The 21,211-nt window shown below is 35.3% G+C and carries 23 protein-coding genes, 1 pseudogene and 1 riboswitch; of the genes and pseudogenes, 11 read left to right on the top strand and 13 right to left on the bottom strand.

All coding sequences use genetic code 11. From position 1 onward, the window contains the following. The first annotated feature begins 35 nt into the window (after positions 1–35). Positions 36–178: riboswitch (cyclic di-AMP (ydaO/yuaA leader) on the top strand. Positions 179–275: 97 nt separating this feature from the next. Beyond that, entirely contained in the window at positions 276–419 is a 144-nt protein-coding gene (locus CO726_RS31825; protein ID WP_000945246.1) for a hypothetical protein, read from the top strand. A gap of 55 nt (positions 420–474) precedes the next feature. On the opposite strand, the gene CO726_RS17910 is transcribed toward CO726_RS31825, so the two are convergent. Further along, entirely contained in the window at positions 475–1,230 is a 756-nt protein-coding gene (locus CO726_RS17910) for a class I SAM-dependent methyltransferase (protein WP_099685175.1), read from the bottom strand. 41 nt (positions 1,231–1,271) lie between these two features. Next, positions 1,272–1,814, bottom strand: a complete 543-nt coding sequence (locus tag CO726_RS17905) for a CGNR zinc finger domain-containing protein (RefSeq protein WP_136699720.1) — start codon at positions 1,812–1,814, stop codon at positions 1,272–1,274. A 112-nt stretch (positions 1,815–1,926) separates the two neighbouring features. Here CO726_RS17905 and CO726_RS17900 point away from each other — a divergent pair, with 112 nt between their 5' ends. The 3 genes from CO726_RS17900 (at position 1,927) to CO726_RS17890 (ending at position 4,084) form a co-directional block, all read left to right on the top strand. Beyond that, a complete protein-coding gene (locus CO726_RS17900; protein ID WP_099685137.1) occupies positions 1,927–3,123 on the top strand; it encodes an MDR family MFS transporter in 1,197 nt (398 codons plus the stop codon). Positions 3,124–3,390: 267 nt separating this feature from the next. Further along, positions 3,391–3,768 carry a hypothetical protein gene (locus CO726_RS17895; RefSeq protein ID WP_136699718.1) on the top strand — a complete coding sequence of 126 codons (378 nt, stop codon included), beginning with the start codon at positions 3,391–3,393 and terminating at the stop codon, positions 3,766–3,768. A gap of 76 nt (positions 3,769–3,844) precedes the next feature. Next, the gene (locus CO726_RS17890; RefSeq protein WP_098762166.1) at positions 3,845–4,084 is read left to right on the top strand and encodes a DUF3923 family protein; all 240 of its coding nucleotides are present in this window, start codon (positions 3,845–3,847) and stop codon (positions 4,082–4,084) included. Between the two features lie 118 nt (positions 4,085–4,202). On the opposite strand, the gene CO726_RS17885 is transcribed toward CO726_RS17890, so the two are convergent. From CO726_RS17885 to CO726_RS17870, 4 genes are all read right to left on the bottom strand, one after another. After that, complete coding sequence (locus tag CO726_RS17885; protein WP_098762168.1) at positions 4,203–4,751, bottom strand: DUF2179 domain-containing protein; 549 nt, start codon at positions 4,749–4,751, stop codon at positions 4,203–4,205. Positions 4,752–4,949: 198 nt separating this feature from the next. Continuing rightward, positions 4,950–5,363, bottom strand: a complete 414-nt coding sequence (locus CO726_RS17880; protein ID WP_099685135.1) for an ATP synthase subunit I — start codon at positions 5,361–5,363, stop codon at positions 4,950–4,952. A 52-nt stretch (positions 5,364–5,415) separates the two neighbouring features. Further along, the gene (locus CO726_RS17875) at positions 5,416–6,744 is read right to left on the bottom strand and encodes a hemolysin family protein (RefSeq protein WP_000402271.1); all 1,329 of its coding nucleotides are present in this window, start codon (positions 6,742–6,744) and stop codon (positions 5,416–5,418) included. 121 nt (positions 6,745–6,865) lie between these two features. Then, positions 6,866–7,273 (bottom strand): MerR family transcriptional regulator, encoded by a 408-nt coding sequence (locus tag CO726_RS17870; protein WP_000285637.1) that lies wholly within the window; start codon positions 7,271–7,273, stop codon positions 6,866–6,868. Positions 7,274–7,499: 226 nt separating this feature from the next. On the opposite strand from CO726_RS17870, the pseudogene CO726_RS17865 reads away from it, so the two are divergent. From CO726_RS17865 to CO726_RS17845, 5 genes and pseudogenes are all read left to right on the top strand, one after another. Continuing rightward, positions 7,500–7,799, top strand: a pseudogene (locus tag CO726_RS17865) (glycosyltransferase family 2 protein); the annotation flags it as partial. A gap of 125 nt (positions 7,800–7,924) precedes the next feature. Then, positions 7,925–8,692, top strand: coding sequence for a glucose-1-phosphate cytidylyltransferase (gene rfbF, locus CO726_RS17860; protein ID WP_099685134.1), 768 nt, complete (start codon positions 7,925–7,927; stop codon positions 8,690–8,692). Position 8,693: 1 nt separating this feature from the next. Continuing rightward, positions 8,694–9,749 (top strand): CDP-glucose 4,6-dehydratase, encoded by a 1,056-nt coding sequence (gene rfbG, locus CO726_RS17855; protein WP_099685133.1) that lies wholly within the window; start codon positions 8,694–8,696, stop codon positions 9,747–9,749. A 12-nt stretch (positions 9,750–9,761) separates the two neighbouring features. Next, positions 9,762–10,985 carry a class I SAM-dependent methyltransferase gene (locus tag CO726_RS17850; protein ID WP_099685132.1) on the top strand — a complete coding sequence of 408 codons (1,224 nt, stop codon included), beginning with the start codon at positions 9,762–9,764 and terminating at the stop codon, positions 10,983–10,985. Continuing rightward, positions 10,982–11,905 carry an NAD-dependent epimerase/dehydratase family protein gene (locus tag CO726_RS17845; protein WP_099685131.1) on the top strand — a complete coding sequence of 308 codons (924 nt, stop codon included), beginning with the start codon at positions 10,982–10,984 and terminating at the stop codon, positions 11,903–11,905. The genes CO726_RS17850 and CO726_RS17845 overlap by 4 nt, the downstream gene beginning before the upstream one ends. Here CO726_RS17845 and CO726_RS17840 read toward each other — a convergent pair. Then, positions 11,874–12,659: a glycosyltransferase family 2 protein gene (locus CO726_RS17840; protein ID WP_099685130.1), complete on the bottom strand. Its 786-nt coding sequence runs from the start codon at positions 12,657–12,659 to the stop codon at positions 11,874–11,876. The two genes, CO726_RS17845 and CO726_RS17840, sit on opposite strands and share 32 nt — an antisense overlap. A 332-nt stretch (positions 12,660–12,991) precedes the next feature. Here CO726_RS17840 and CO726_RS17835 point away from each other — a divergent pair, with 332 nt between their 5' ends. Continuing rightward, positions 12,992–13,876, top strand: a complete 885-nt coding sequence (locus CO726_RS17835) for a DMT family transporter (RefSeq protein WP_099685129.1) — start codon at positions 12,992–12,994, stop codon at positions 13,874–13,876. 45 nt (positions 13,877–13,921) lie between these two features. On the opposite strand, the gene CO726_RS17830 is transcribed toward CO726_RS17835, so the two are convergent. Beyond that, positions 13,922–14,728 carry a pentapeptide repeat-containing protein gene (locus CO726_RS17830; RefSeq protein ID WP_099685128.1) on the bottom strand — a complete coding sequence of 269 codons (807 nt, stop codon included), beginning with the start codon at positions 14,726–14,728 and terminating at the stop codon, positions 13,922–13,924. Positions 14,729–14,922: 194 nt separating this feature from the next. Here CO726_RS17830 and CO726_RS17825 point away from each other — a divergent pair, with 194 nt between their 5' ends. Then, positions 14,923–15,099 (top strand): DUF1272 domain-containing protein, encoded by a 177-nt coding sequence (locus CO726_RS17825; protein WP_099685127.1) that lies wholly within the window; start codon positions 14,923–14,925, stop codon positions 15,097–15,099. A gap of 107 nt (positions 15,100–15,206) precedes the next feature. Here CO726_RS17825 and CO726_RS17820 read toward each other — a convergent pair whose 3' ends face one another. The 5 genes from CO726_RS17820 to zwf all read right to left on the bottom strand — a co-directional run bounded on the left by CO726_RS17820 (position 15,207) and on the right by zwf (position 20,932). After that, on the bottom strand, positions 15,207–16,274 hold the full coding sequence (locus CO726_RS17820) for a lactonase family protein (protein WP_099685126.1): 1,068 nt from the start codon (positions 16,272–16,274) through the stop codon (positions 15,207–15,209). A gap of 129 nt (positions 16,275–16,403) precedes the next feature. Beyond that, positions 16,404–17,408, bottom strand: coding sequence for an FGGY family carbohydrate kinase (locus CO726_RS17815; protein ID WP_136699726.1), 1,005 nt, complete (start codon positions 17,406–17,408; stop codon positions 16,404–16,406). Between the two features lie 329 nt (positions 17,409–17,737). Then, positions 17,738–18,406 (bottom strand): fructose-6-phosphate aldolase, encoded by a 669-nt coding sequence (gene fsa / locus CO726_RS17810; protein WP_099685125.1) that lies wholly within the window; start codon positions 18,404–18,406, stop codon positions 17,738–17,740. Positions 18,407–18,457: 51 nt separating this feature from the next. After that, positions 18,458–19,351 (bottom strand): phosphogluconate dehydrogenase (NAD(+)-dependent, decarboxylating), encoded by an 894-nt coding sequence (gene gnd / locus CO726_RS17805; RefSeq protein ID WP_099685124.1) that lies wholly within the window; start codon positions 19,349–19,351, stop codon positions 18,458–18,460. Positions 19,352–19,447: 96 nt separating this feature from the next. Further along, positions 19,448–20,932 carry a glucose-6-phosphate dehydrogenase gene (gene zwf, locus CO726_RS17800; RefSeq protein WP_099685123.1) on the bottom strand — a complete coding sequence of 495 codons (1,485 nt, stop codon included), beginning with the start codon at positions 20,930–20,932 and terminating at the stop codon, positions 19,448–19,450. Between the last annotated feature and the right edge of the window lie 279 nt (positions 20,933–21,211).

The raw sequence follows: 21,211 nt of genomic DNA, 5'->3' as shown, positions 1-21,211 counted from the left end.
GACTTTTAAAATTATTCGTGTTATCTTTTACTTTATAAAACCTTTTGCTGAGTCCAAATTTTGGAGCGGGGGAACCATTTTTGTAGCTATGCTACTTGGGGCGAATCTTTTTTAAGTAGGGAAACTCTCACTTCCCGAGTCCGACAGCTAACCTCGTAAGCGTAATGGGAGAGGAAGGTGCTTTCTGCCTATGTTACACATTTTGCCTCCTTAATTATAAATATGGGATCGATGCCAAATAGTCACCTATATTTATAGAAAAGGAGATATGTATAATGTTACGTTTATCTGATCACGCAATAAAAATGATGGAACAAAGACTTCGACTAGAGCAACATCGCACATATCAAGCAAATAAAGTTGTAGATAATTTGCATCACAAATACTTTTTCCAACATATTTTTCAGCCGAAAAGATAACTACTAACCTTTAACAAAATACAGCGTACACTAAAAAAAGTGTACGCTGTATTTTTCATTTTCTTGCCTTCACAATAAACGTCGTCGGCACCATTCTAGCTTTATATAAAGAATAATACTTCGTAGAAGGCTCCGCTAATTCTTCATCAAACGATCTAGCTGGTTCAGGTTCTTCTATTCTCTCAATTGTAAAACCCGCTTTATTTAGCTCATTTATGTATGTACTCATTTTTCGTTTATATAATGTCGCTTGTACTTCTTCCCCTTTAAACCTTTCAAAAGTAATTGGAGTTTCCTCATAATAGGAAGAGCTTAAAACAATTTCTTCTGTACCATACTGTAAATTTGAATATACGGGGTGCTCCCAGCTAAAGATAAAACTTCCTCCTGGTTTTAAATAGGAATAAATAAGCTCTAATGTATTTCCTAAATTCGAGGTCCAACCTAATGCGTAAATGGAGTATACAATATCAAAATACCCTTTCGGAATATCCCCTTCCTCTTCCATTGCTCCACATACTAACTTTGGATTCCAACACTTTAACGTTTCATTTGCTGTTTTAATTTGTGCACTTGAAAGATCAAGTCCCCATAATTCTTCTGCACCATGTTCCGCCATATACTGCAACGAATGCCCACTTCCACATCCAATATCAAGAACCTTTTTATTTCTGATTGAATCGAACAAACGAATCTCATCTTCAGACGCTGTATACGGGCCGTATTTTGGTAAACAATCAACTTGAAAGAAATATGGTGCAACCGTATCCCAACACTTTTTATTTATAGCTAATATTTGTGTACTTTCCATATCCTTCATTCCCCCATCCAATTTTCTTCCCCTAATATAAATTACACATTATAACCCGATCTTCCTTTTCTCTTCGCCCGGTAATTTTTCACTTTCGCGATCGTACCGCATGCTCTTCCTCCTTCTTCTCCAGCATACATACCGCACCATCTTTTACTTCCATTACGCGAATGATCATAAAATACCCAGCGACAATCTGGACATGCTTTTAACCTTCCCCACCAATTTTCTTGAATCGCCATTAACACAATGCTTAATACTTTTGTATATACATTCTCTTCGTGCACAGGTTCATATGTAATACCTTTCATATCTTCCTTTATATATACATGAAATGGGTATTTCTCTAACCATTTTTGCAACGATCCTTCTCCTTCCATTGTCATCCGAATATCTTCTCGAAAACGTTTTAATTCCTCTATCGTATGAAAAGGGAACTCTTCATGAAAATATTCTTTCATAAAGAGCTTTATATCCTCTTCTGTTTGTAGCAAATCAATTGCTTCTCTCGTATCATTTGGTATTCTCCATGTATTTAAAAATTCTCGAATATACTCTAATTCGTTTGGTGCGTTTTGATTCAATTCCATTCACCTTCTTCTTAAAATTTACTTTTTTCTGACTTTATGTATAATTATAATATAAAATAGTTAACCATTAATCAATTTTACTGGTTACATAATTAGGGGGATTTCTATGAAAAGTTTCTCAATACCGATACGTTTCATGCTTATTTCTTCATTTTTTATGTCTTTTGGGTATTTTGCAGTATACGCATTTTTAGCTATTTATCTATTAAACTTTCTTCATTTTTCAGCTATTCAAGTAGGAACCGTGTTGACAGTTATGACAATCACATCACGAGTTATCCCATTATTTTCAGGATTAATTGCTGACAAAATAGGCTATATCATTATGATGATAGCCGGATTATTTTTAAGGGGAATTGGATTTATTGCTTTAGGAATATGTTCTGATTTCTATACCATTTCTATTTCTTCTGCACTTATTGGCTTCGGAACTGCATTTTACGAACCTGCTGCTCGCGCTATATTTGGTTCACAACCAGCTCATATGAGAAAAAATTCATTTACATATTTAAACCTTAGTTTTAATTGCGGTGCAATAATCGGACCAATTGCAGGAGGGTTCTTACTCTTACTCGATCCAATCTATGCTTTCTCTCTAACAGGATCTCTTATGCTGTTATTCGCTTTTATCTTTTACTTACTTAAAAATCACTTCCAAGTCACTACTGAAAACACGTCTATTACATTAGGAATACAGGCTATCTTACAAAACAAGTCTTTTCTTCTGTTTTCATTTATCATGATTTTCTTCTATATTATGTTTACTCAGCTTACTGTCGCACTTCCACTTCATATGAAAAACATTAGTAATAGCAATCAACTTGCTACACTAGTTATTACGATAAATGCAATAACAGGCGTCATATTTATGGTGTTATTCCGAAAACTATTTCACAAATACAACACACTTTCGATTATTAAATACGGCATTTTATTAATGAGTATTTCCTTTTTACTCATCCCTTTATTTCAACACCCGTATTGGCTATTTATTTGTGTAATTTTATTTACAATCGGTGAAACACTCGTATTACCTAACGCTGATATCGCTATTTCAAATTATAGTAGCGAATCATATACAGCTACTTACTTCGGATTTTATCAACTATCACTCGCATTTGGTTTTATCATCGGTAATTATACCGGTACATCTTTTACATCCAACTTAAACAGAATGTATACACCATGGCTTATTTTTGGCGGAATAGGACTTATTGGTTTTATTTCACTTCATATTTTAAATATTAAAAAAGGGGCCTCCAAAGAAGATATATACCTATGTAATGATACGAAACATCTTTAACACATTACAATTGGGATGGTACCTTTAGACAAGCGACCTATAATTAAAAAAATTTCTTTCTCCTGTCTACATTTGGATTGAAATAGAAGCTAAAACACACGAATGTAAAACAATAAGTAAACTTTTCAATCTCCCTTAAATTGGATATACAACCAGTTTTATTTTACATATTATGGTACAATTAAAAAGTGCTAGCTAAACATTTACTTAAAACACTAGCAAACTAGCAATACCAAAATTAAAAATCACTTGAAATTGGGGGATGTTATGAAACAGAAATTAGCTGTTCTTCTATTCACCGGAATCATATTATCCGGATGTTCAACTATAGCAGAGAATTCTTTAGAAACTGGAAACGGCAGTATTGAATTATTAACACCAACGATTACAACAAAAGATAATGAGTTAGAAATTAAGACCGAGGGCATTGATGAAAATAAAGTGACTTTTATTTATGTTGCTAATAAAAAAGTATTGGAACAAAAAATTAATAATGGCGAATCTTACAAACTTAACATTAAAGATATTGAGCACGCTCATAGGACAGACTACAAACCAAAAGTTCAACTTTTGCAAACGAAAGATGATAATAATGATGGAGAAATAGTAACCTTCAAACAAGTTAGATATACAGTTAAAAACTAATTTAAAAGTTGTTTCATTATAAATGTAACGAACGAAAATATACTTTTAACAGTGGGTAAATGTAAGGGGTGCTAACATGAAAAAACGATGGATTTCTTGGTGGATTGGTAACATATTTTGGATTATCGTTTTTGGAATATGGGCAGCTATTATTTGGCTACGAGATGTTGATGGTGCTGGTGTTACTCAAACACCCGAAATTAAATCCATATCACTTATCGTCTTATTAATCGCGTTTATCATACCGGTATTTTTTCAAATTATATGGCTAATCATTAATTTGAGGATGAGTAGAAAAAATAATTATACGATTTAGTTTTTCAATTAACAGATAAATATTTTTCATAAAAAAAGGAGGAATCTACATCAAAATAGATTCCTCCCTTTTACATATGGACTTATACTGCGCTTTTCATGCAGCACTACTCCCCTTTTTACGATACATGATGATTTTTCTTCTTCATTAACGCTCTTTTCTTCATCGCCTTCGTTAAATATCCGCCTTTAAATGAACGAATTTCATAAGAAGACATAAACGCTTTCGGTGCAATTTCATTAATAATTTCTAACAGTTCTTTTTCTCTAGAACGCTTTGCAACGATATCTAAGCGATAACGTATAGAATTAATACCTTCGCCTTCAAACACTGTAACGCCAAATCCAGAGTGACGTAATTCATCTACTAATTCATTACAACGGTCTAGTAAACTAACTTGATACGTAATATAACCAATTGCTAATTTATTCTCTATATAACCGCCTAATAACAGTCCCGCACTAAAGCCAATGACATAGGCAACGATGTTCATCCAATTTGATAAATCTTGAAACACAATACCTAAACTAACAATGTAAATAGCTCCTTCTAACAATCCAACACCAGCAGCGGATCTTGTTTGATTCTTTACAAGCAAAATCGTACGGATTGTTAAAATTGGAACGTAAATAATTTGAAGCACAAAAATAAGTAACGCTTGTAACATTGGTATCCACCTCTTTCAAAAAGTCTTTTGTCATAATAACATACATAAGCTTTAGAAATCGATGGGTTTTTAAATTTTTTTACATTATTTTTCATACTATTGAAAAACGTAAAAAAGAAGCGTATTATATTTGTCGTTATTTTGATTACTTGTATCCTATCGCTAAACTAAAAAAGGAACCCCATTAGGTCCCTTTCATCATAGCTCTATGTTTTTCGAAGCACGTTCCTTTTGCTTCTCTTCTTCTTTCACTAACTGCATATTTGCATAAGCTAAATTTGCAATCATTAAAAAGTGACCACCTAAAATACCTGTACCAAATGCCCACATTTCCATTTCATGCTCAATTTCATACATGATGATAGCTCCTAAAATGGCAGCTGCAAATCGGTTTAGAACTCCTAATCCCGGAGCCTTTTCCTTCATTACGATACTTTTCCCAAGTTTCTCCACTCTGCGAGCTAATAACCAAAGGCAATATGCACTTACAGCTAATCCGATACCAAACCCTGTTACTTGTTTTCCAAACGGAGTAATCGTCCACATAAGTAGTAAACCACTAAAGATCGCATACAATTGTAATCGATATACACGTAAGGCTACTTGAATCAAAATATCCGCTCCTAATTTCTCATTTTTTATACTTTAGAAGAAAAGCAGCAACTTACACAGTTGCTGCTTTCTCTTCTTCTTGTTCTTGCTCCATCTTACGAATTTCAACACGTTTAATTTGGTAAGCGTCTTTTTCTAACACTTTAAATTCATAACCTTCTGCCTCAACGTGTTGTCCTTCTTCAATTTCATGATTTTGCATCATAATCCAGCCACCGATTGTATCCACATCGTCTTCTTCAATGTGTAATCCAAATAAATCTTTTACTTCTGAGATAAGCACTTTTCCATCAACAATGATATGTTGCTCGTTCACATGTTGAATTGGCGGTGCTTCATCTTCATCATATTCATCACGGATTTCGCCGACGATTTCCTCCAAGATGTCCTCAAGCGTTACAATTCCAGCTGTTCCTCCGTACTCATCATATAAAACAGCCATCGGAATTCGCTTCTTCTGCATTTGAAGTAATAAATCGTGAATTGGAGTTGTTTCCATCACTTCAATAATCGGACGCATATACGAGCGAATGGATGATAAATCTTTTTGATCTTCGGTCATATATCGAATAAAGAAATCTTTTACATTGACCATACCGATAATATCGTCTTTATCTTCTCCAAAAATCGGATAACGTGTGTATCGCTCATTTTGGATTACTTTCATGTGTTCTTCTACTGAATCTTCCAGGTAGAAACCAACGATTTCTGTTCGCGGTACCATAATCTCTTTTGCAATACGATTATCAAATTCAAAAATATTATTTACATACTTGTATTCAGCCTGATTAATTTCGCCACTTTCATAGCTATCTGAAAGGATAAGGCGTAATTCTTCCTCTGTATGAGCTACTTCATGTTCTGAAGCTGGTTTTAAACCGAATAAGCCCGTTACAACACGCGCTGAACCGTTCAATACCCAAATAAATGGATACATCACTTTATAGAACATCATTAATGGACCTGCCAATAATAACGTTACCCTTTCAGCCTTTTGAATTGCCATCGTTTTCGGAGCTAATTCCCCGACTACAACGTGTAAATATGTCATAATCATAAAAGCAAGACCAAATGTTAATACTGATGAAATAGAAGGATTTAAGTTCCATTTCTCAAATAACGGGTGTAATAACTTTTCAATTGTCGGTTCACCTAACCAACCTAATCCCATAGCTGTAACTGTAATACCTAATTGACAAGCAGATAAATATTCATCTAAATTTGTTGTTACTTTTTTCGCTGCTAAAGCACCGCGTTTTCCTTCCGCAACAAGCTGATCAATACGACTTGAACGTACTTTTACAATCGCAAACTCAGCTGCTACGAAAAATCCAGTAAATGCGATTAAAATCGCAACCATGACTAAATTAAATATTTCCAATGAATCCCCTTAGTTAAAAAAACTAAGGTGTCCACCTCCTGTATACTATAATGTTTTCTTATTTGTTTCTTAGAAAACATAGCCCGATACAAAAATTAAAGAGGTCGGATTACACTTTTTTCTATAATAATAGAGCAAGTGTCTGTATTAAAGCTGTCGTTTGACCAGATAAAGATTTCGATATTTTTTCACGTTGTGAATCAGTCAATCCATCTAAAAGCGGCTTTAACTCTGTTAACTCTGCTTCTAATCGATGAATATGGTCTGTCACTTCATTCACTTGTTTCGAAACGTGTTCATTGATACCGAGCAGCTTCTTCTTCTCCTCGATTTTCTCTTTAATCTCACAAAGCGGCATATGCATTTCTTTGCACTTCTCAATAAATTGTAATGTCTCAAATGCTGTTTCGTCGTAATAGCGATAATTAGATTGAGATCGCTCCGCTTTTAAGATACCTAGATTCGTATAATAATCAATCGTTCGTTTCGACACGTGAGCCATGAGAGCCAACTGTCCGATTCGATACACCTTCCCAACGATCTTCCCCCCTTGTTTATATTACTAACATCATACAATACATAAACTGTACAGTCAAACGTGACGGTTTATTATTCATAATTTATACAAAATTCCACTTACCATCTTATTATTTTGCAAATCAACATCATATCATCTATATAACAGAATTATTATTTTTACACTACATTGCTATCAAAATATAATTATGGAATCGCATGTTCCTTTCAAACTAGAATTCGGATGCGCCTGGAGATTTATACACAACCATCTTGATGACGCATTTTCCCCTGGTAGACATTATACACGGCACCAATTTGTCGTTTATAGCTACCCTTCATTCATTTTAAAATTTTATTTTAGCCCTTGGAATGATTAGGCAAAGGCAAGAAAATTACAAATTACACCTACCCTTTCAAAAAAAGGTGTTCAAATGGGAATTCAAACACATTATGGTCAGTCCCCTGACGAACTTGAAACCCGATTTTTAAAACTTAGCAGCTCAACACAAGACCTACGTAACCCCCCTGAATATTAACGGTTATTCTAAATTCAAACTTTAATAATCTTTACACATTTGCATTCACTTAATCAAAAACAAAACCATTTGCATACAATATAAATGCTTTTATATACTTTATTTTTTATTTTAGGAGGAAAAAAATGAAAGCTGTTATTCTTGCAGGTGGATATGGTACAAGGATTGGGGAAGAAACTCATTTAAAGCCAAAACCTATGATTGAAATTGGAACAAAGCCTATTCTATGGCACATTATGAGTTTGTATAGTCATTACGGGATTACTGAGTTTATTATTTGCTTAGGCTATAAAGGATATGCAATTAAAGAGTTCTTTCTAAATTACAACTTACACATGTCAGATTTCACGATACATTTAAGCGATAATACAATTACTAGCCATTCTCATCGTGTAGAACCATGGAAAGTTACACTGATTGATACCGGTCTAAATACCGAAACGGGTGGACGAATTAAAAAAATACAAAATTACGTCGGGGACGAACCTTTTTGCCTTACTTATGGCGATGGGTTAAGCAATGTAAATATAAAAGAACTTATTGCATTTCATAAAAAACACGAAAAAATGGCTACTGTTACTGCCGTACAACCTCCTGGTAGGTTTGGTTCTCTCGTATTAGATAAACAGTCTGTAACATCCTTTCAAGAAAAACCACTCGGGGATGGCGGATGGGTTAACGGTGGTTTTTTCGTTTTAAATCCTGATATTTTCAACTATATTAGTGGAGATGAGTCTGTTTTTGAAACAGACACTTTAGTTCAGTTAGTAACCAAAAACGAATTAGCCGCATATCAACATACTGGTTTTTGGCATCCTATGGATACTTTGCGCGATAAAAATAAATTAGTTGAGCTATGGAAAAGTAATAACGCTCCGTGGAAGGTTGGGTAATATGACTTCATCATCTTTTTGGAATAAGAAAAAAGTATTTATTACGGGACATACTGGCTTTAAAGGCTCATGGCTCACCCTTTTCTTAACTTCTTTAGGCGCAGAAGTAGTTGGCTATTCTTCTCATCCCCCATCCACCCCTAACCTTTTTGAACAAGGTAACGTAGCAAAAGAGTGCATGACAATTAACGGTGATATTACAGATTACAATTCTTTATTTCATGCTATTATGCAGCATAAACCTGATATGATATTTCATTTAGCAGCCCAGCCAATCGTCACCACTTCATACAAAAATCCTATCGAAACATTTAAAACGAATGTTTTAGGTACTGTTCACGTATTAGAAGCGGCAAAACATATAGAAAGTATACGTTGCATCATTAATGTTACAAGTGATAAATGCTATGAAAATGACGGGAGCGGTAATCGGGCATTCGTAGAAACTGACCGACTAGGAGGTTTCGATCCTTATAGTGCTAGTAAAGCTTGTGCTGAGCTAGTTGCAACATCCTATCAAAAATCATTCTTTCGCACTAACACTCTTAACCTTGCCTCAGTAAGAGCAGGTAACGTCATCGGTGGTGGTGATTGGGCAAAAGACCGATTATTCCCAGATGTCATTCGTGCATATTTACAAGATGATACGTTAAATATTAGAAACAAACACGCTATTCGCCCGTGGCAACACGTATTAGATCCTTTATATGGCTATATCCTTTTAGCTGAAACACTTTGGAAAGACGCCGAATATGCAACAGCGTGGAATTTCGGCCCGATGAATGAACCTAACAAAACAGTTCATGATGTCATTCAATCTATAATGAAATTATGGAATAAACCACTAACAATCCTTTCTCCTCATACAAATACTCCTTACGAATCACCAATTTTAACACTCAATAGTACAAAAGCAGTAAATAAACTCGGGTGGACTCCTAAGTTATCAACAGATAATTCTATCGCTTGGACTGTTGATTGGTACAAAAAATATGCATCTGGTGAAAATATGGAATCTTTCACGCGACAACAAATCGATGCATTCAAAAATCTATAAGGGGGCTATAGAATGGAACAGAAAAAATGCCGTTTTTGCCACACATTACTAACAAATACTTTTTTAGATTTAGGTGTTTCTCCTCTCGCTAACTCATTTGTAGCTCCAGAAAACTCATATAAAATGGAACCATTTTATCCGCTGCACACGTTTGTTTGTCACTCTTGTTTACTTGTACAATTAGATGAATTTGAATCTCCGCACAATATTTTTCATGACTATTTATACTTTAGCTCTTACTCCTCCAGTTGGCTACTACACGCTAAGCAATATGTAGAAATGGCTATGAAGCGTTTCAACTTAACAAACCATTCGAAAGTGATTGAAATCGCGAGTAACGACGGGTACTTATTACAATACTTTCAAAAAGAAAATATCGAAACGTTAGGAATTGAACCAGCAAAAAATGTAGCAGAAATCGCTATCCGAAAAGGAATTCCTACTGAAGTGAATTTTTTCAGCAATGACTTAGCAAAAAAGTTACCACAAGCTGATTTAATCGTCGCAAATAACGTATTAGCACACGTCCCGAACTTACATGATTTTGTCGCTGGTTTAAAAACGTTATTAAAACAAGATGGCACGATAACAATTGAATTTCCGCACTTATTAAACCTCATATCCTTTAAACAGTTTGATACGATCTACCATGAGCACTTCTCCTATTTCTCACTTATAAGCCTTCAAAAAATTTTAGCTCATCATCATTTACAAATTGTCGATGTAGAAGAACTTTCAACGCACGGTGGATCATTGCGTATTTTTATAAACCATCTAAATGCCCAATCTACTATCCATTCTAACGTTACAAAATTAATCCAAAAAGAAGTCGACCACGGGCTAGATACATTAGATTGCTACCTCCTTTTCTCAAAACGAGTGGAACAATTGAAAATAGACATTTTAAAGTTTTTCATTGAAGCAAAAACTTTAAAGAAACAAATTATCGGTTACGGTGCACCCGCTAAAGGAAACACCCTTTTAAATTATTGCGGGATAGGTAAAGCATTTCTAGCTTATACAGTAGATAAAAATCCTCACAAACAAAATCTTCTTTTACCAGGAACTCGTATTCCAATAAAATCTCCAGAAGAAATAAAACGTACAAAACCTGATTATATTCTCATACTTCCTTGGAATTTGAAAGACGAAATTATGAAGGAATGCTCTTTCATTCGTGAATGGGGCGGTAAATTTTTAGTGACGGTTCCAGAAGTTGAGGTGATTGAACCATGAAGAAAGTTGTTGTAACAGGTGGTAGTGGCTGGATAGGTAAATATGTTGTACATTCACTTATGCAAAAGGGCTATGAAGTTCACGCCACGTATAATACAAACAAACCCTCTCATCTTCCTTGCCATTGGTATAAAGTAAACTTACTTCGCAATAACGAAGTAAAAAAATTTATTTATGATATTAAGCCAAGTCATCTTATCCATCTTGCTTGGGAAGCAGTGCCGCCATCATGCTATGTATCAATTAATAATTACTATTGGCTCCAGTCCAGTATTTCATTAATTCAACACTTCACAACATGCGGCGGGGAGCGCGTCATTGTTGCAGGTACTGGCGCAGAATATGAATGGTTTAATGGCGTATTGTCTGAAGATTCACCACTTCTTTCCTATAAAACTCCGTATTCATTATGTAAAAATGCACTGCACTCCTGGCTACAAACGTATGCACAACAAACCGGTCTCAGCATGTGTTGGGGCCGAATCTTTCATATGTACGGCCCTTACGAACAAGGTAATCGACTCGTTTCTAATATCATCACTTCCTTATTAAAAAATGAGGAAGCACTATGTACACATGGAAAACAATCAAGAGATTTCCTCCATGTGAGTGACGTCGCTGACGCTCTCGTAACAATATTGGAACACAACGTTACAGGCACAATCAATATCGCTTCTGGTCAATCTGTACAAATTAAAGAATTGGCATCTATCATTGCTAAAAAGATGGGAAAAGAACATTTAATTAAACTAGGTGCGATCCCTTTCTCTAAAGATGAACCTTTATTTGTCGGCGTTAATGTAGAACGTTTAAAAACTGAAGTAAACTGGAAACCAACATACAATCTAAATACAGGAATCGAAGAAACAATTTTATGGTGGGAATCATTTATAAAAAAACATAACGATATGCATCACTAAAACGTAAATCCTTCGTCCCTCTTGCTAAATCTTTATACCATTCTTCTAATTTTTCAGGTGTAATAATATGATGCGTTCCCATCCCCCCTTGCTTACTAGCTTCTGATAGAGTCGGACCAATTTGTAATTTCCTCTTTCTCATCGCATCGTTCCAAGGGCTGAAACCAAACCATGCAATACACGCAAGTGGCGGATAAATCATAGATTCATGTGCTGAGAAATGTCTTCCAACCGTATAACTTCCGTGTTCATGATTATGAATAAATCTACCTCTTCTCCATAACGGCCAATCTTCTGGTAAATAACCGTGAAATCGCTGTTTCATTAAAGGTACTCCAAAGTTAAGGTCCGGATAATTATAGTTAAGATCATCGACCATAATAAGCCCCCCCAGCCAATACATCCTCCCTCCCAATTCATCAAGTGATTTCCAAAATTGATTTTTATCTTGCACACAAAGAAACTCAGTCGTATTTAAAATCATTTTCCAACCTTCTACTTCTTGCTCCACCCTCATTACTTCATGATCTGTCACTATCGCATCAAACTCTGGATGTGCAGAATCGCGCACTTCCCAATGCGGTGCAAATTGTTTACAAATTTCAACTGAGCGATCTGTTGAACCTTTATTAATTAAAATACCATGATCAAACAGTTTCGTATGATGCATAAGCCACCACGGCAATAAATACTCTTCATTGTAAAAATGAGATATAACGGTTGTAGTAATATAAATCTCCTCCTCTTTCTCTATTAATCTATTTTTTCATCCTACTCTTAATATATTTATCACTTATGTAATTGGTTTCTTTTATTTAAAAAATATGTTTTTCTACCATAGACTATGCTTTCTTAGACAACCACCATTTAAGTTTTCTAAAGAAACACCTCAATAAACTGAAAATTAAGTTATAATATAATTATAAAATATGAAGGAGGACTGCACACATGTACTACAACACTTCATTCGAAAACGATCAACCTGTAAGCCGTCTATAAACTAAGACGGGCATTCATCTAACAAATACATTTTGCCTCGTCTTAGGGAAACTACGATTACCCTAAAAATAGACGGAGGTACACTTCATGAGACAAACAATTTTAGGAGCTATATGCTTATCACTAGCAGCTAGTATATGGGGCGGTATGTATGTTGTTAGCAAATATGTACTCGATTTTATCCCACCGCTTACACTCGTTTGGCTACGCTTTATTATCGCTTTTGTAGTTTTGTATTTGATTTTGAAAATAGCTGAGAAAAAGCAAAAGAAAAAAGTAACCATTCATAAAAAAGATTGGATCTTATTTGCTTGGATTGGATTTATCGGATATTTTATTTCGATCACATGTCAATTTATCGGAACAAAATTATCGGACGCTCATACAGGCTCTTTAGTTACATCAGCCACTCCGGCATTTATGGTTATATTTGCAGCGCTCATTTTAAAAGAAAAATTAACTGCTCGTAGACTTCTATCTACTATTATAGCGACAATCGGCGTCATTATCGTAATCGGATGGGATATTGAAATTGGCTCCTATTTTATCGGTACAATTATATTAATTGGAGCCGCTATTACGTGGGCTTTACTATCCGTTTATGTAAAGATTGCTTCAGCCCAATTTTCATCTTTAGTTATTACAACGTACGCCATATTCTTTTCACTCTTTTTTATTACACCTTTTATGATATGGGAACTACAAGCAGCCTCTATCGGAACCGTAAATACGTACGTAATACTAGGCGTATTATATTTAGGAATCATATCAACGGCAGGTGCATTTTTCCTTTGGAATAAAGGATTAGAATTAATAGATGCAAGCATCGGCTCCTTATTTTTCTTCTTCCAACCTATCGTCGGATCGTTACTTGGCTGGTTACTCTTAAATGAGACAGTAAATAGTAACTTTTTTATTGGCGGTATTCTTATTATATGTAGCGTTTTCATTACTACTTTTGAAAAGAAATAAAAAACAGGCAGAGATTAAGAATCTCTGCCTGTTCGTATACACTCTTTACACACTCCAATGCGATGGACGGGACAACAATTTCGGCAATTTCGTATGTTTGTCCCCTCTTGCCGCATTAACTTGAACTTGCGTCAGAAAAATACTATTTGTAAAATCGGCCCCACGGATATCTGCATCTCGCAAATCTGCTCCAATAAGATCTGCTCCATTTAAGTTAGCCGCAATTAAGTATGCTCCTCTTAAATTCGCACCTTGCAAATCTTTCTTCTTCAGATTTGCTCCCATCAGGTCTGCCCCGCGGTGAATGATTCGTTTCTTACGCGTCGCATTCATTTCCTTCCATACTAATTCGCTCGTTTCTAAAAGGAGAATGTTCACTTCCGCTCTGTGTAATGGAACATTGATTTTCATTAACTCATCTGGACTTAAATTGGACAGATGCTCAGTCTTTTCAATTGCTTTACTTAATTCTTTATGGATCGATTGTGTTGCCTTCAATAAAATAGCCTCATTCAAATACCAAAGCATTTCATGAAGCTGATGCATAACTGGAAAAGCATCATACATTTTTCTCGCATGCTTAGCATCTTTCCGCCAATCAATCCCGTTAAATGTCACTTGAGAAATCTTCTGTCCAGCGCCAAAACACTCAAATACTGTACAACCTTTATAACCTTTTCCTCTAAGATTTTTATGTATGCTACATTTAAAATCTGACTGTAAATGAGAACATGGCTTCCCACCATCTTTATTCACCGCAAAATCTACCGATGCTGCGAATGGCAACGCCACACAGCATAGACCGAAGCATTTTTCGCAGTTTGCTTTTAAATGATCGTTATAATTAGTCAAAATGTATACCCCCTGTTGTCTTTTGACTATTTCATAATATTCCAACTGCACTAAATAATCAATTTTAAAATAAATTGGCATCTTTCATTTCAAATCACAAATTTATCATTCGATTTCCTTTCAATTGAAAAAGACTAATTCTATCTAATGAATTATAATTAAATTATAAATTTTCAAATAAAAGGAGAATTACTATGGCACTACAAATGAAAACAAACTGTCAAATTTGCGATCAATCCCTCAAACCAAATTCTGAAGCTTACATTTGCGTGTATGAATGTACATTTTGCGCACCATGTACAGAAGAAAGAGAAAACGTTTGTCCAAACTGCGGTGGCGAATTGGTGCGTAGACCGAAAAAGAAACAGTAAAAAGCAAAGCGAGATCGCTTTGCTTTTTACTGTTTTTGAGTATGTACAATTATATCGACTTACCGACAAATAACGACATCCCTATGTGCATTGAACTTCAGTACAAGTTAAACATTCAGAAACTTCACACAAACAGGCTCTGGTACAACAACATCAGATTGTAAAAGAGTTAGCTTCCCTGTTGTTTCATTTCTTGAAAATAGCACGAGATTATGTGACTTTTCATTTGTAGTAACAAGGAACTTTTCAGTAGGATCTAATACAAAATCCCTCGGCCAATTTCCTTCTGTAGATGTATGTTCCACAAATGTAAGCTGACCTGAATTTTGATCCACGCTGAAAACAGCAATACTATTATGACCACGATTACCTGCATATGCAAAGCGGCCGTCAGAAGAAATATGAATCGCACTTCCTTGATTATTTCCATCAAATTCTTCTGGAACGGTAGAAATATACTGTAATTCTGTAAATGCTCCTTCTGCTGGATTATATGTTAACACAATAACCTCTGAACTAAGCTCCGTCATCACATAGGCATATTTTCCATTCGGATGAAAGGTAATATGTCTCGGACCACTCCCTGGATTTACGGATAAGCTATTCACTTCTATTAATGTACTATCTTTTATTTCATACGTAATTAATTTATCAATTCCTAAATCAACGCCAACTACATACTTTTCATCAGGAGTATATCCCGCATAATGTGCATGTGGTTTTTCTTGTCTTTCTTTATTTGGACCTGAACCTTTATGCCTCATAATAGATGTGGCAGGATTTATAGTTCCATTTTCTTCATTTATTACGAAAGACTCAATCGTTCCTTTATGGTAATTCGCTGTAACTACCGTATGACTTCCACTATCAACACTCACATGACAAGGAGAAGCACCTTCTACTACTTGTCTATTTCCCGCCTTTAATTTTCCAGTATGACTGTCAATCGAATAAGTAGCTACACCACCAGATTCGCCTTCCTTAACAACGGAATAGAGGTATTCATTATTTCGATTAATCGTTACATATGTAGGGTTGTCCAGCTTGGCCGCAAGTGTTACATTACTAATTTTCTTTGCTTCTGTGTCTAAAGTAAACTTATATATTCCTTCACTATTTTCTTTCGTATAAGTTCCAACATATCCAATAAACTCTTTGTTATCCGTCATTTTCATAACCCTCTCTCCCTATAGTGTTTATTCCTTATACTTTTTACGGAACAATCTTAAACTATTTTTTGAAAGAACATCTAAAAAACTTGAGTGCCTCTTTATAAGTTACCATATTTTTCTGCCAAATAGCCTCTAAACCCACTTTTTCTGAAAAGCTGCTACACTTTCATATTCTTCTTCCAAGTGACGGGACAAACGAATATAGATTGGTGTTAAATCTTTATATTTCTCCACACTTTCCATGTTTGGCTCATGATAAAAATTTGCACCTACCATTTCAGAAACTACGTGTAATGTATTTATTTCACCTAAACTATATAATCCAAGGATAGCAGCTCCTAAGCATGAGCTTTCGAAACTTTCGGGAACATATACATCTTGATGAAAAATATCCGCCATCATCTGTCTCCAAAGTTCGGACCTTGCAAAACCACCTGTCGCTTGAATTTTTTTCGGTTCACCAATGAGCTCTTTTAAAGCAAGAAGAACTGTATACAAGTTATACATGATCCCTTCTAAAACAGCACGAATAAGATGTTCTTTCTTATGATGCAACCCAAGTCCAAAGAAAGACCCTCGTGCATTGGCATTCCATAAAGGAGCTCTTTCGCCCGCTAAATACGGATGAAATAATAAACCATCAGATCCAGGATTCACTTTTGCTGCTATTTCCGTAAGCACTTCATATGGATCTTTTCCTAAGCGCTTCCCATGCTCATTCTTAAGCCAAACTAATTTCGAAAGTGGTGACATAGGATGAATTGGTGTGCCAGTACGCAAATAAATTTCATGACCATTCATATCATTTTTTATTTTCTCTGCCCAGCTTGCGCTTCTATTATCTGCCCAAGTAATACATCTCGTTAACGGATTCCCCTTTTCATCCACAGCAATGACACTATGCATGGCCGAGCTAAAAGAAACACAAAAAATATCAACCGGCTGTACATTACTTGATCGCACAACTTCTTTAATCGTATGTATTACCGCTTGAAAGATTTCTTCTGGATCTTGTTTTGCTATTTCCGACGTAGGAGAATATAAGGGATATTCAATCCCATGATTCGCAATAACTGATCCATCAATCGAAAACAAAACGGATTTTGTACTAGTTGTTCCAATATCTACACCGATCATATATTTCGAGCTCACTATGTAACCCCTTTCATAATATCCCATTAACAAAAGAACACTCTCAAATTCTTTCTTGATTATGTATACATACTTGGGAGCACCATGATTTATACGAAAAAAGACTCTCCCTTATGAGAATTACGTGCTAACTAACTTTACTCTCATAAGGGGGGCCTTTTCATATCTATTGTGCTAATTTAAAAATGAATCGTTTTTTTATTATATTGCCGTTTTCACGTAATAAGATGCCAAACTCGAAATTAAGTTTATAGGATGAAGCTACATAGAGATTGGCCCTTTCGTGAAAAAGCAATTGTTGAAACTTCACTTCATTATAACTTAGGCGCTTTCGCCCAATCCGCGGCAAACTTTTCAATACCTTGGTCCGTTAATGGATGCATAGCAAGTTGTTCAATGACTTTATAAGGGATTGTTGCAATGTGAGCACCTGCCATCGCTACACGAGTTACATGGTCTGGGTGTCTGACAGAAGCTGCAATAATTTGTGTATCTAATTGATGAACATCGAATAATTCAGCAATTTTAGCAACTAATAATACGCCATCTTCAGAAATATCATCTAAACGACCTAAAAATGGAGAAACATACGTTGCACCTGCTCGAGCAGCTAAAAGAGCTTGGTTCACAGTGAAAATAAGTGTAACGTTCGTTTTCACACCTTTTTCAGTAAGATAGCGACAAGCTTCTAATCCCGCTAGCGTCATCGGAAGTTTTATTGTAACTTTTTCATCGCCGCCGTTAATCTTAATCAGTTCTTCTGCTTGAGTGATCATCTCTTCAGCTGTAACAGCATCTGGCGTTACTTCTGCCGAAACAGATTCAACTTTAGGCACTGCCTGACAAATTTCTGCAATACGGTCTTCAAACTTAATGCCCTCTTTTGCTACTAAAGAAGGGTTCGTTGTAACACCAGCTAAAACTCCAAGTTTATATGCTTTTTTTATGTCCTCAAGATTTGCAGTATCAATAAAAAACTTCATAATCCATTCCCTCCAATTTTTAAACGTTAACGAGTTATAATTTTAAGATGTTTATTTCTTCTCTACTGCATGTCCGCCAAATTCATTGCGCAGAGCTGCTACTACTTTTCCTGTAAATGTATCATTGTCTAATGAGCGGTAGCGCATTAATAGAGACATTGCGATAACAGGAGTTGCTGTTTGAAGGTCTAATGCTGTTTCTACTGTCCATTTTCCTTCACCAGAAGAATGCATAACGCCCTTAATTTCATCCAGTTTTGCATCTTTAGAAAATGCATTTTCAGTTAATTCCATTAACCATGAGCGAATTACTGAACCGTTATTCCATACTCTTGATACTTTTTCATAATCGTAGTCAAATTCACTTTTTTCTAAAACCTCAAATCCTTCACCAATAGCAGCCATCATACCGTATTCAATTCCATTGTGAATCATTTTTAAGAAGTGACCACTACCAGCTTTTCCAGCATATAAGTACCCATTTTCTACAGCAGTATCACGGAAGATAGGTTCAACGATGTCCCAAGCTTCTTGATCTCCTCCGATCATGTAACAAGCACCATTACGAGCGCCTTCCATTCCGCCAGAAGTTCCTGCATCCATAAAGTGAATGCCATCTTTCTGTAGTTGCTCATATCGGCGGATAGACTCTTTATAATGTGAATTACCAGCTTCAATTAAAATATCTCCTTTTGATAACAGCGGGGTAACCTCATTAATAACAGAATCAACAACAGCGTGCGGAACCATTACCCAAAGAATTCTTGGTGATTCTAATGATTGAACAAGTTCGCTTAAACTAGATACACCTGTAGCACCATACTCTTTCATTTCTTCCACTGCATTCGTATTTAAATCAAATGCTGCTACTTCATGTTTATGATCAATTAAATTCTTCCCTAAATTTAATCCCATTTTACCTAAACCAATTAATCCTACTCTCATAATATAATTCCTCCTTGAATTACCTTTCATCATAAATACATATTAATAAAATGATGAATATCTTTTTGTCATATTGCTTTACTTATAAGAATGTACTTATTTTTGCAATCCCTCATCTAACCACCATTTAAATTCACTTTCTTGTAATAGAGCATGAGCAGCATCCGGACCATACGAGCCAGACTCATATTCATGAAGAGATAACAAGTTCTCTTCGAACGCTTCAAGTATTGGCTGCACCCATTCCCATGATAATTCAACTTCTCTCCAGTGTGCAAAAAATGTAGAATCTCCACATATAGCATCATAAATGAGTCTTTCATATGCTTCAGGTATTCCCATTCCAGTTTGCTCACAAGTAAAATGAATACGGATGGGTTCAAGCTCTCCATTGTTCAATGGATTTTTACTATTTAATTGGAGTGAAACATTTTCACTTGGGCTAATTTCAATGATTAACAAATTAGGCTCCGCATTTGGATTACTATCTTGATATTGCTGTTTTAATGTATTTTTAAATTCAATTACAATACGAGTAGACTTTTCTTTCATTCTTTTTCCTGTTCGTATATAAAAGGGAACATCAGTCCAAAATGGGTTATCAATCCATAAGCGAGCAGCAACAAATGTATCTGTTTGAGAAGAAGGATTTACTCCTGGCTCCTCTCTATACGCTACAACTTGTTGTCCTTTGATCTCCCCTGAAGCATATTGCCCGCGAATGATATGGTTCTGAACGTCTTCTTTTTTCACTTTTCGAAGAGTTTCCATTACCTTTCGTTTTTCCTCACGAATTTCACATGCATTTATTTTTTCCGGCAAATTCATAGCAGTCATCATTAATATTTGCAACATATGATTTTGAACCATATCACGAATGGCTCCTGCCTGATCATAATATCCTGCCCTTTCTTCTACCCCAACCGTTTCACTAGCTGTTATTTGTACATTCGCTATATGTTCTTTATTCCAAATCGATTGAAGAATAGGATTTGCAAATTCAAGTGCTTCAATGTTTTGAATCATCGGTTTACCTAAATAATGATCAATACGGTATATTTCATCTTCTTCAAATGTTTGGCTAAGCTTATCATTCAGCTCTCGGGCAGATTTAAGGTCATGACCAAACGGTTTCTCAATCATCAGGCGCTTCCATCCATCCGTTTTATCAAGTCCACTTTCTTTAATATTTAAAGCAATTGTCTCAAAAAATTCAGGAGTAACTGAAAGGTAGAACATTCTATTCCCTTTTATATTTTGTTCTTCCTCCCTTTCACGAACTACTTGTAATAACCTTTTATAATCTTCTGGCTTATTCACATCTAACGGACAATAACGAAAACACTCTAAAAAATCTTCTATTTTCGGAGTACCTTCCTCTCTGCGACGAGAAAAAGTTTCTATAGATTCCTTTATTCTTTTTTGAAAATCTAAATGAGATACTTCACGTCTTCCAAGCCCAATAACGGATATTTGCTTTGGAAGCTTTTGATCTCTATATAAGTTATATAGCGCAGGGTAAATTTTCCTTTTAGCTAAGTCCCCTGTTGCTCCAAATAAAACAAAGGTCATTGATTCCAATTTCAGTCCCCCTCGTGATGTATAGTCATTGTCACTAAAGTAAAAATGCATTGTACAGAAGCTACTATTATTGTTGATCCACTCTTGCTGCTGAACTTCTAATTTTTTATATTTGTCGCTTTCTAATTATCCCCAATATTAATAGTGGCAATTCAAAGCATTTCTCCCACAACTTACTTATCAAATTTAACAATAAAATGTATACTAAATTATTTTTAGTAACTTAATAAACTTATATTCGGAATATTAACTTTATGAACTATTACCGTCAATAAAAAT

Source organism: Bacillus fungorum (assembly GCF_002746455.1).
Taxonomy (GTDB): domain Bacteria; phylum Bacillota; class Bacilli; order Bacillales; family Bacillaceae_G; genus Bacillus_A; species Bacillus_A fungorum.
The sequence above is the reverse complement of the archived record's forward strand: the minus strand, read 5'-3'. Positions and strand labels throughout refer to the sequence as shown.

What these genes read in the sequence shown, in the direction of transcription:
- CO726_RS31825 (WP_000945246.1), top strand. Translation starts at nt 276, where the DNA reads ATGTTACGTTTATCTGATCACGCAATAAAAATGATGGAACAAAGACTT.
- CO726_RS17910 (WP_099685175.1), bottom strand. Translation starts at nt 1,230, where the DNA reads ATGGAAAGTACACAAATATTAGCTATAAATAAAAAGTGTTGGGATACG.
- CO726_RS17900 (WP_099685137.1), top strand. Translation starts at nt 1,927, where the DNA reads ATGAAAAGTTTCTCAATACCGATACGTTTCATGCTTATTTCTTCATTT.
- CO726_RS17895 (WP_136699718.1), top strand. Translation starts at nt 3,391, where the DNA reads ATGAAACAGAAATTAGCTGTTCTTCTATTCACCGGAATCATATTATCC.
- CO726_RS17890 (WP_098762166.1), top strand. Translation starts at nt 3,845, where the DNA reads ATGAAAAAACGATGGATTTCTTGGTGGATTGGTAACATATTTTGGATT.
- CO726_RS17885 (WP_098762168.1), bottom strand. Translation starts at nt 4,751, where the DNA reads ATGTTACAAGCGTTACTTATTTTTGTGCTTCAAATTATTTACGTTCCA.
- rfbF (WP_099685134.1), top strand. Translation starts at nt 7,925, where the DNA reads ATGAAAGCTGTTATTCTTGCAGGTGGATATGGTACAAGGATTGGGGAA.
- rfbG (WP_099685133.1), top strand. Translation starts at nt 8,694, where the DNA reads ATGACTTCATCATCTTTTTGGAATAAGAAAAAAGTATTTATTACGGGA.
- CO726_RS17850 (WP_099685132.1), top strand. Translation starts at nt 9,762, where the DNA reads ATGGAACAGAAAAAATGCCGTTTTTGCCACACATTACTAACAAATACT.
- CO726_RS17845 (WP_099685131.1), top strand. Translation starts at nt 10,982, where the DNA reads ATGAAGAAAGTTGTTGTAACAGGTGGTAGTGGCTGGATAGGTAAATAT.
- CO726_RS17835 (WP_099685129.1), top strand. Translation starts at nt 12,992, where the DNA reads ATGAGACAAACAATTTTAGGAGCTATATGCTTATCACTAGCAGCTAGT.
- CO726_RS17825 (WP_099685127.1), top strand. Translation starts at nt 14,923, where the DNA reads ATGGCACTACAAATGAAAACAAACTGTCAAATTTGCGATCAATCCCTC.
- CO726_RS17820 (WP_099685126.1), bottom strand. Translation starts at nt 16,274, where the DNA reads ATGAAAATGACGGATAACAAAGAGTTTATTGGATATGTTGGAACTTAT.
- CO726_RS17815 (WP_136699726.1), bottom strand. Translation starts at nt 17,408, where the DNA reads ATGATCGGTGTAGATATTGGAACAACTAGTACAAAATCCGTTTTGTTT.
- fsa (WP_099685125.1), bottom strand. Translation starts at nt 18,406, where the DNA reads ATGAAGTTTTTTATTGATACTGCAAATCTTGAGGACATAAAAAAAGCA.
- gnd (WP_099685124.1), bottom strand. Translation starts at nt 19,351, where the DNA reads ATGAGAGTAGGATTAATTGGTTTAGGTAAAATGGGATTAAATTTAGGG.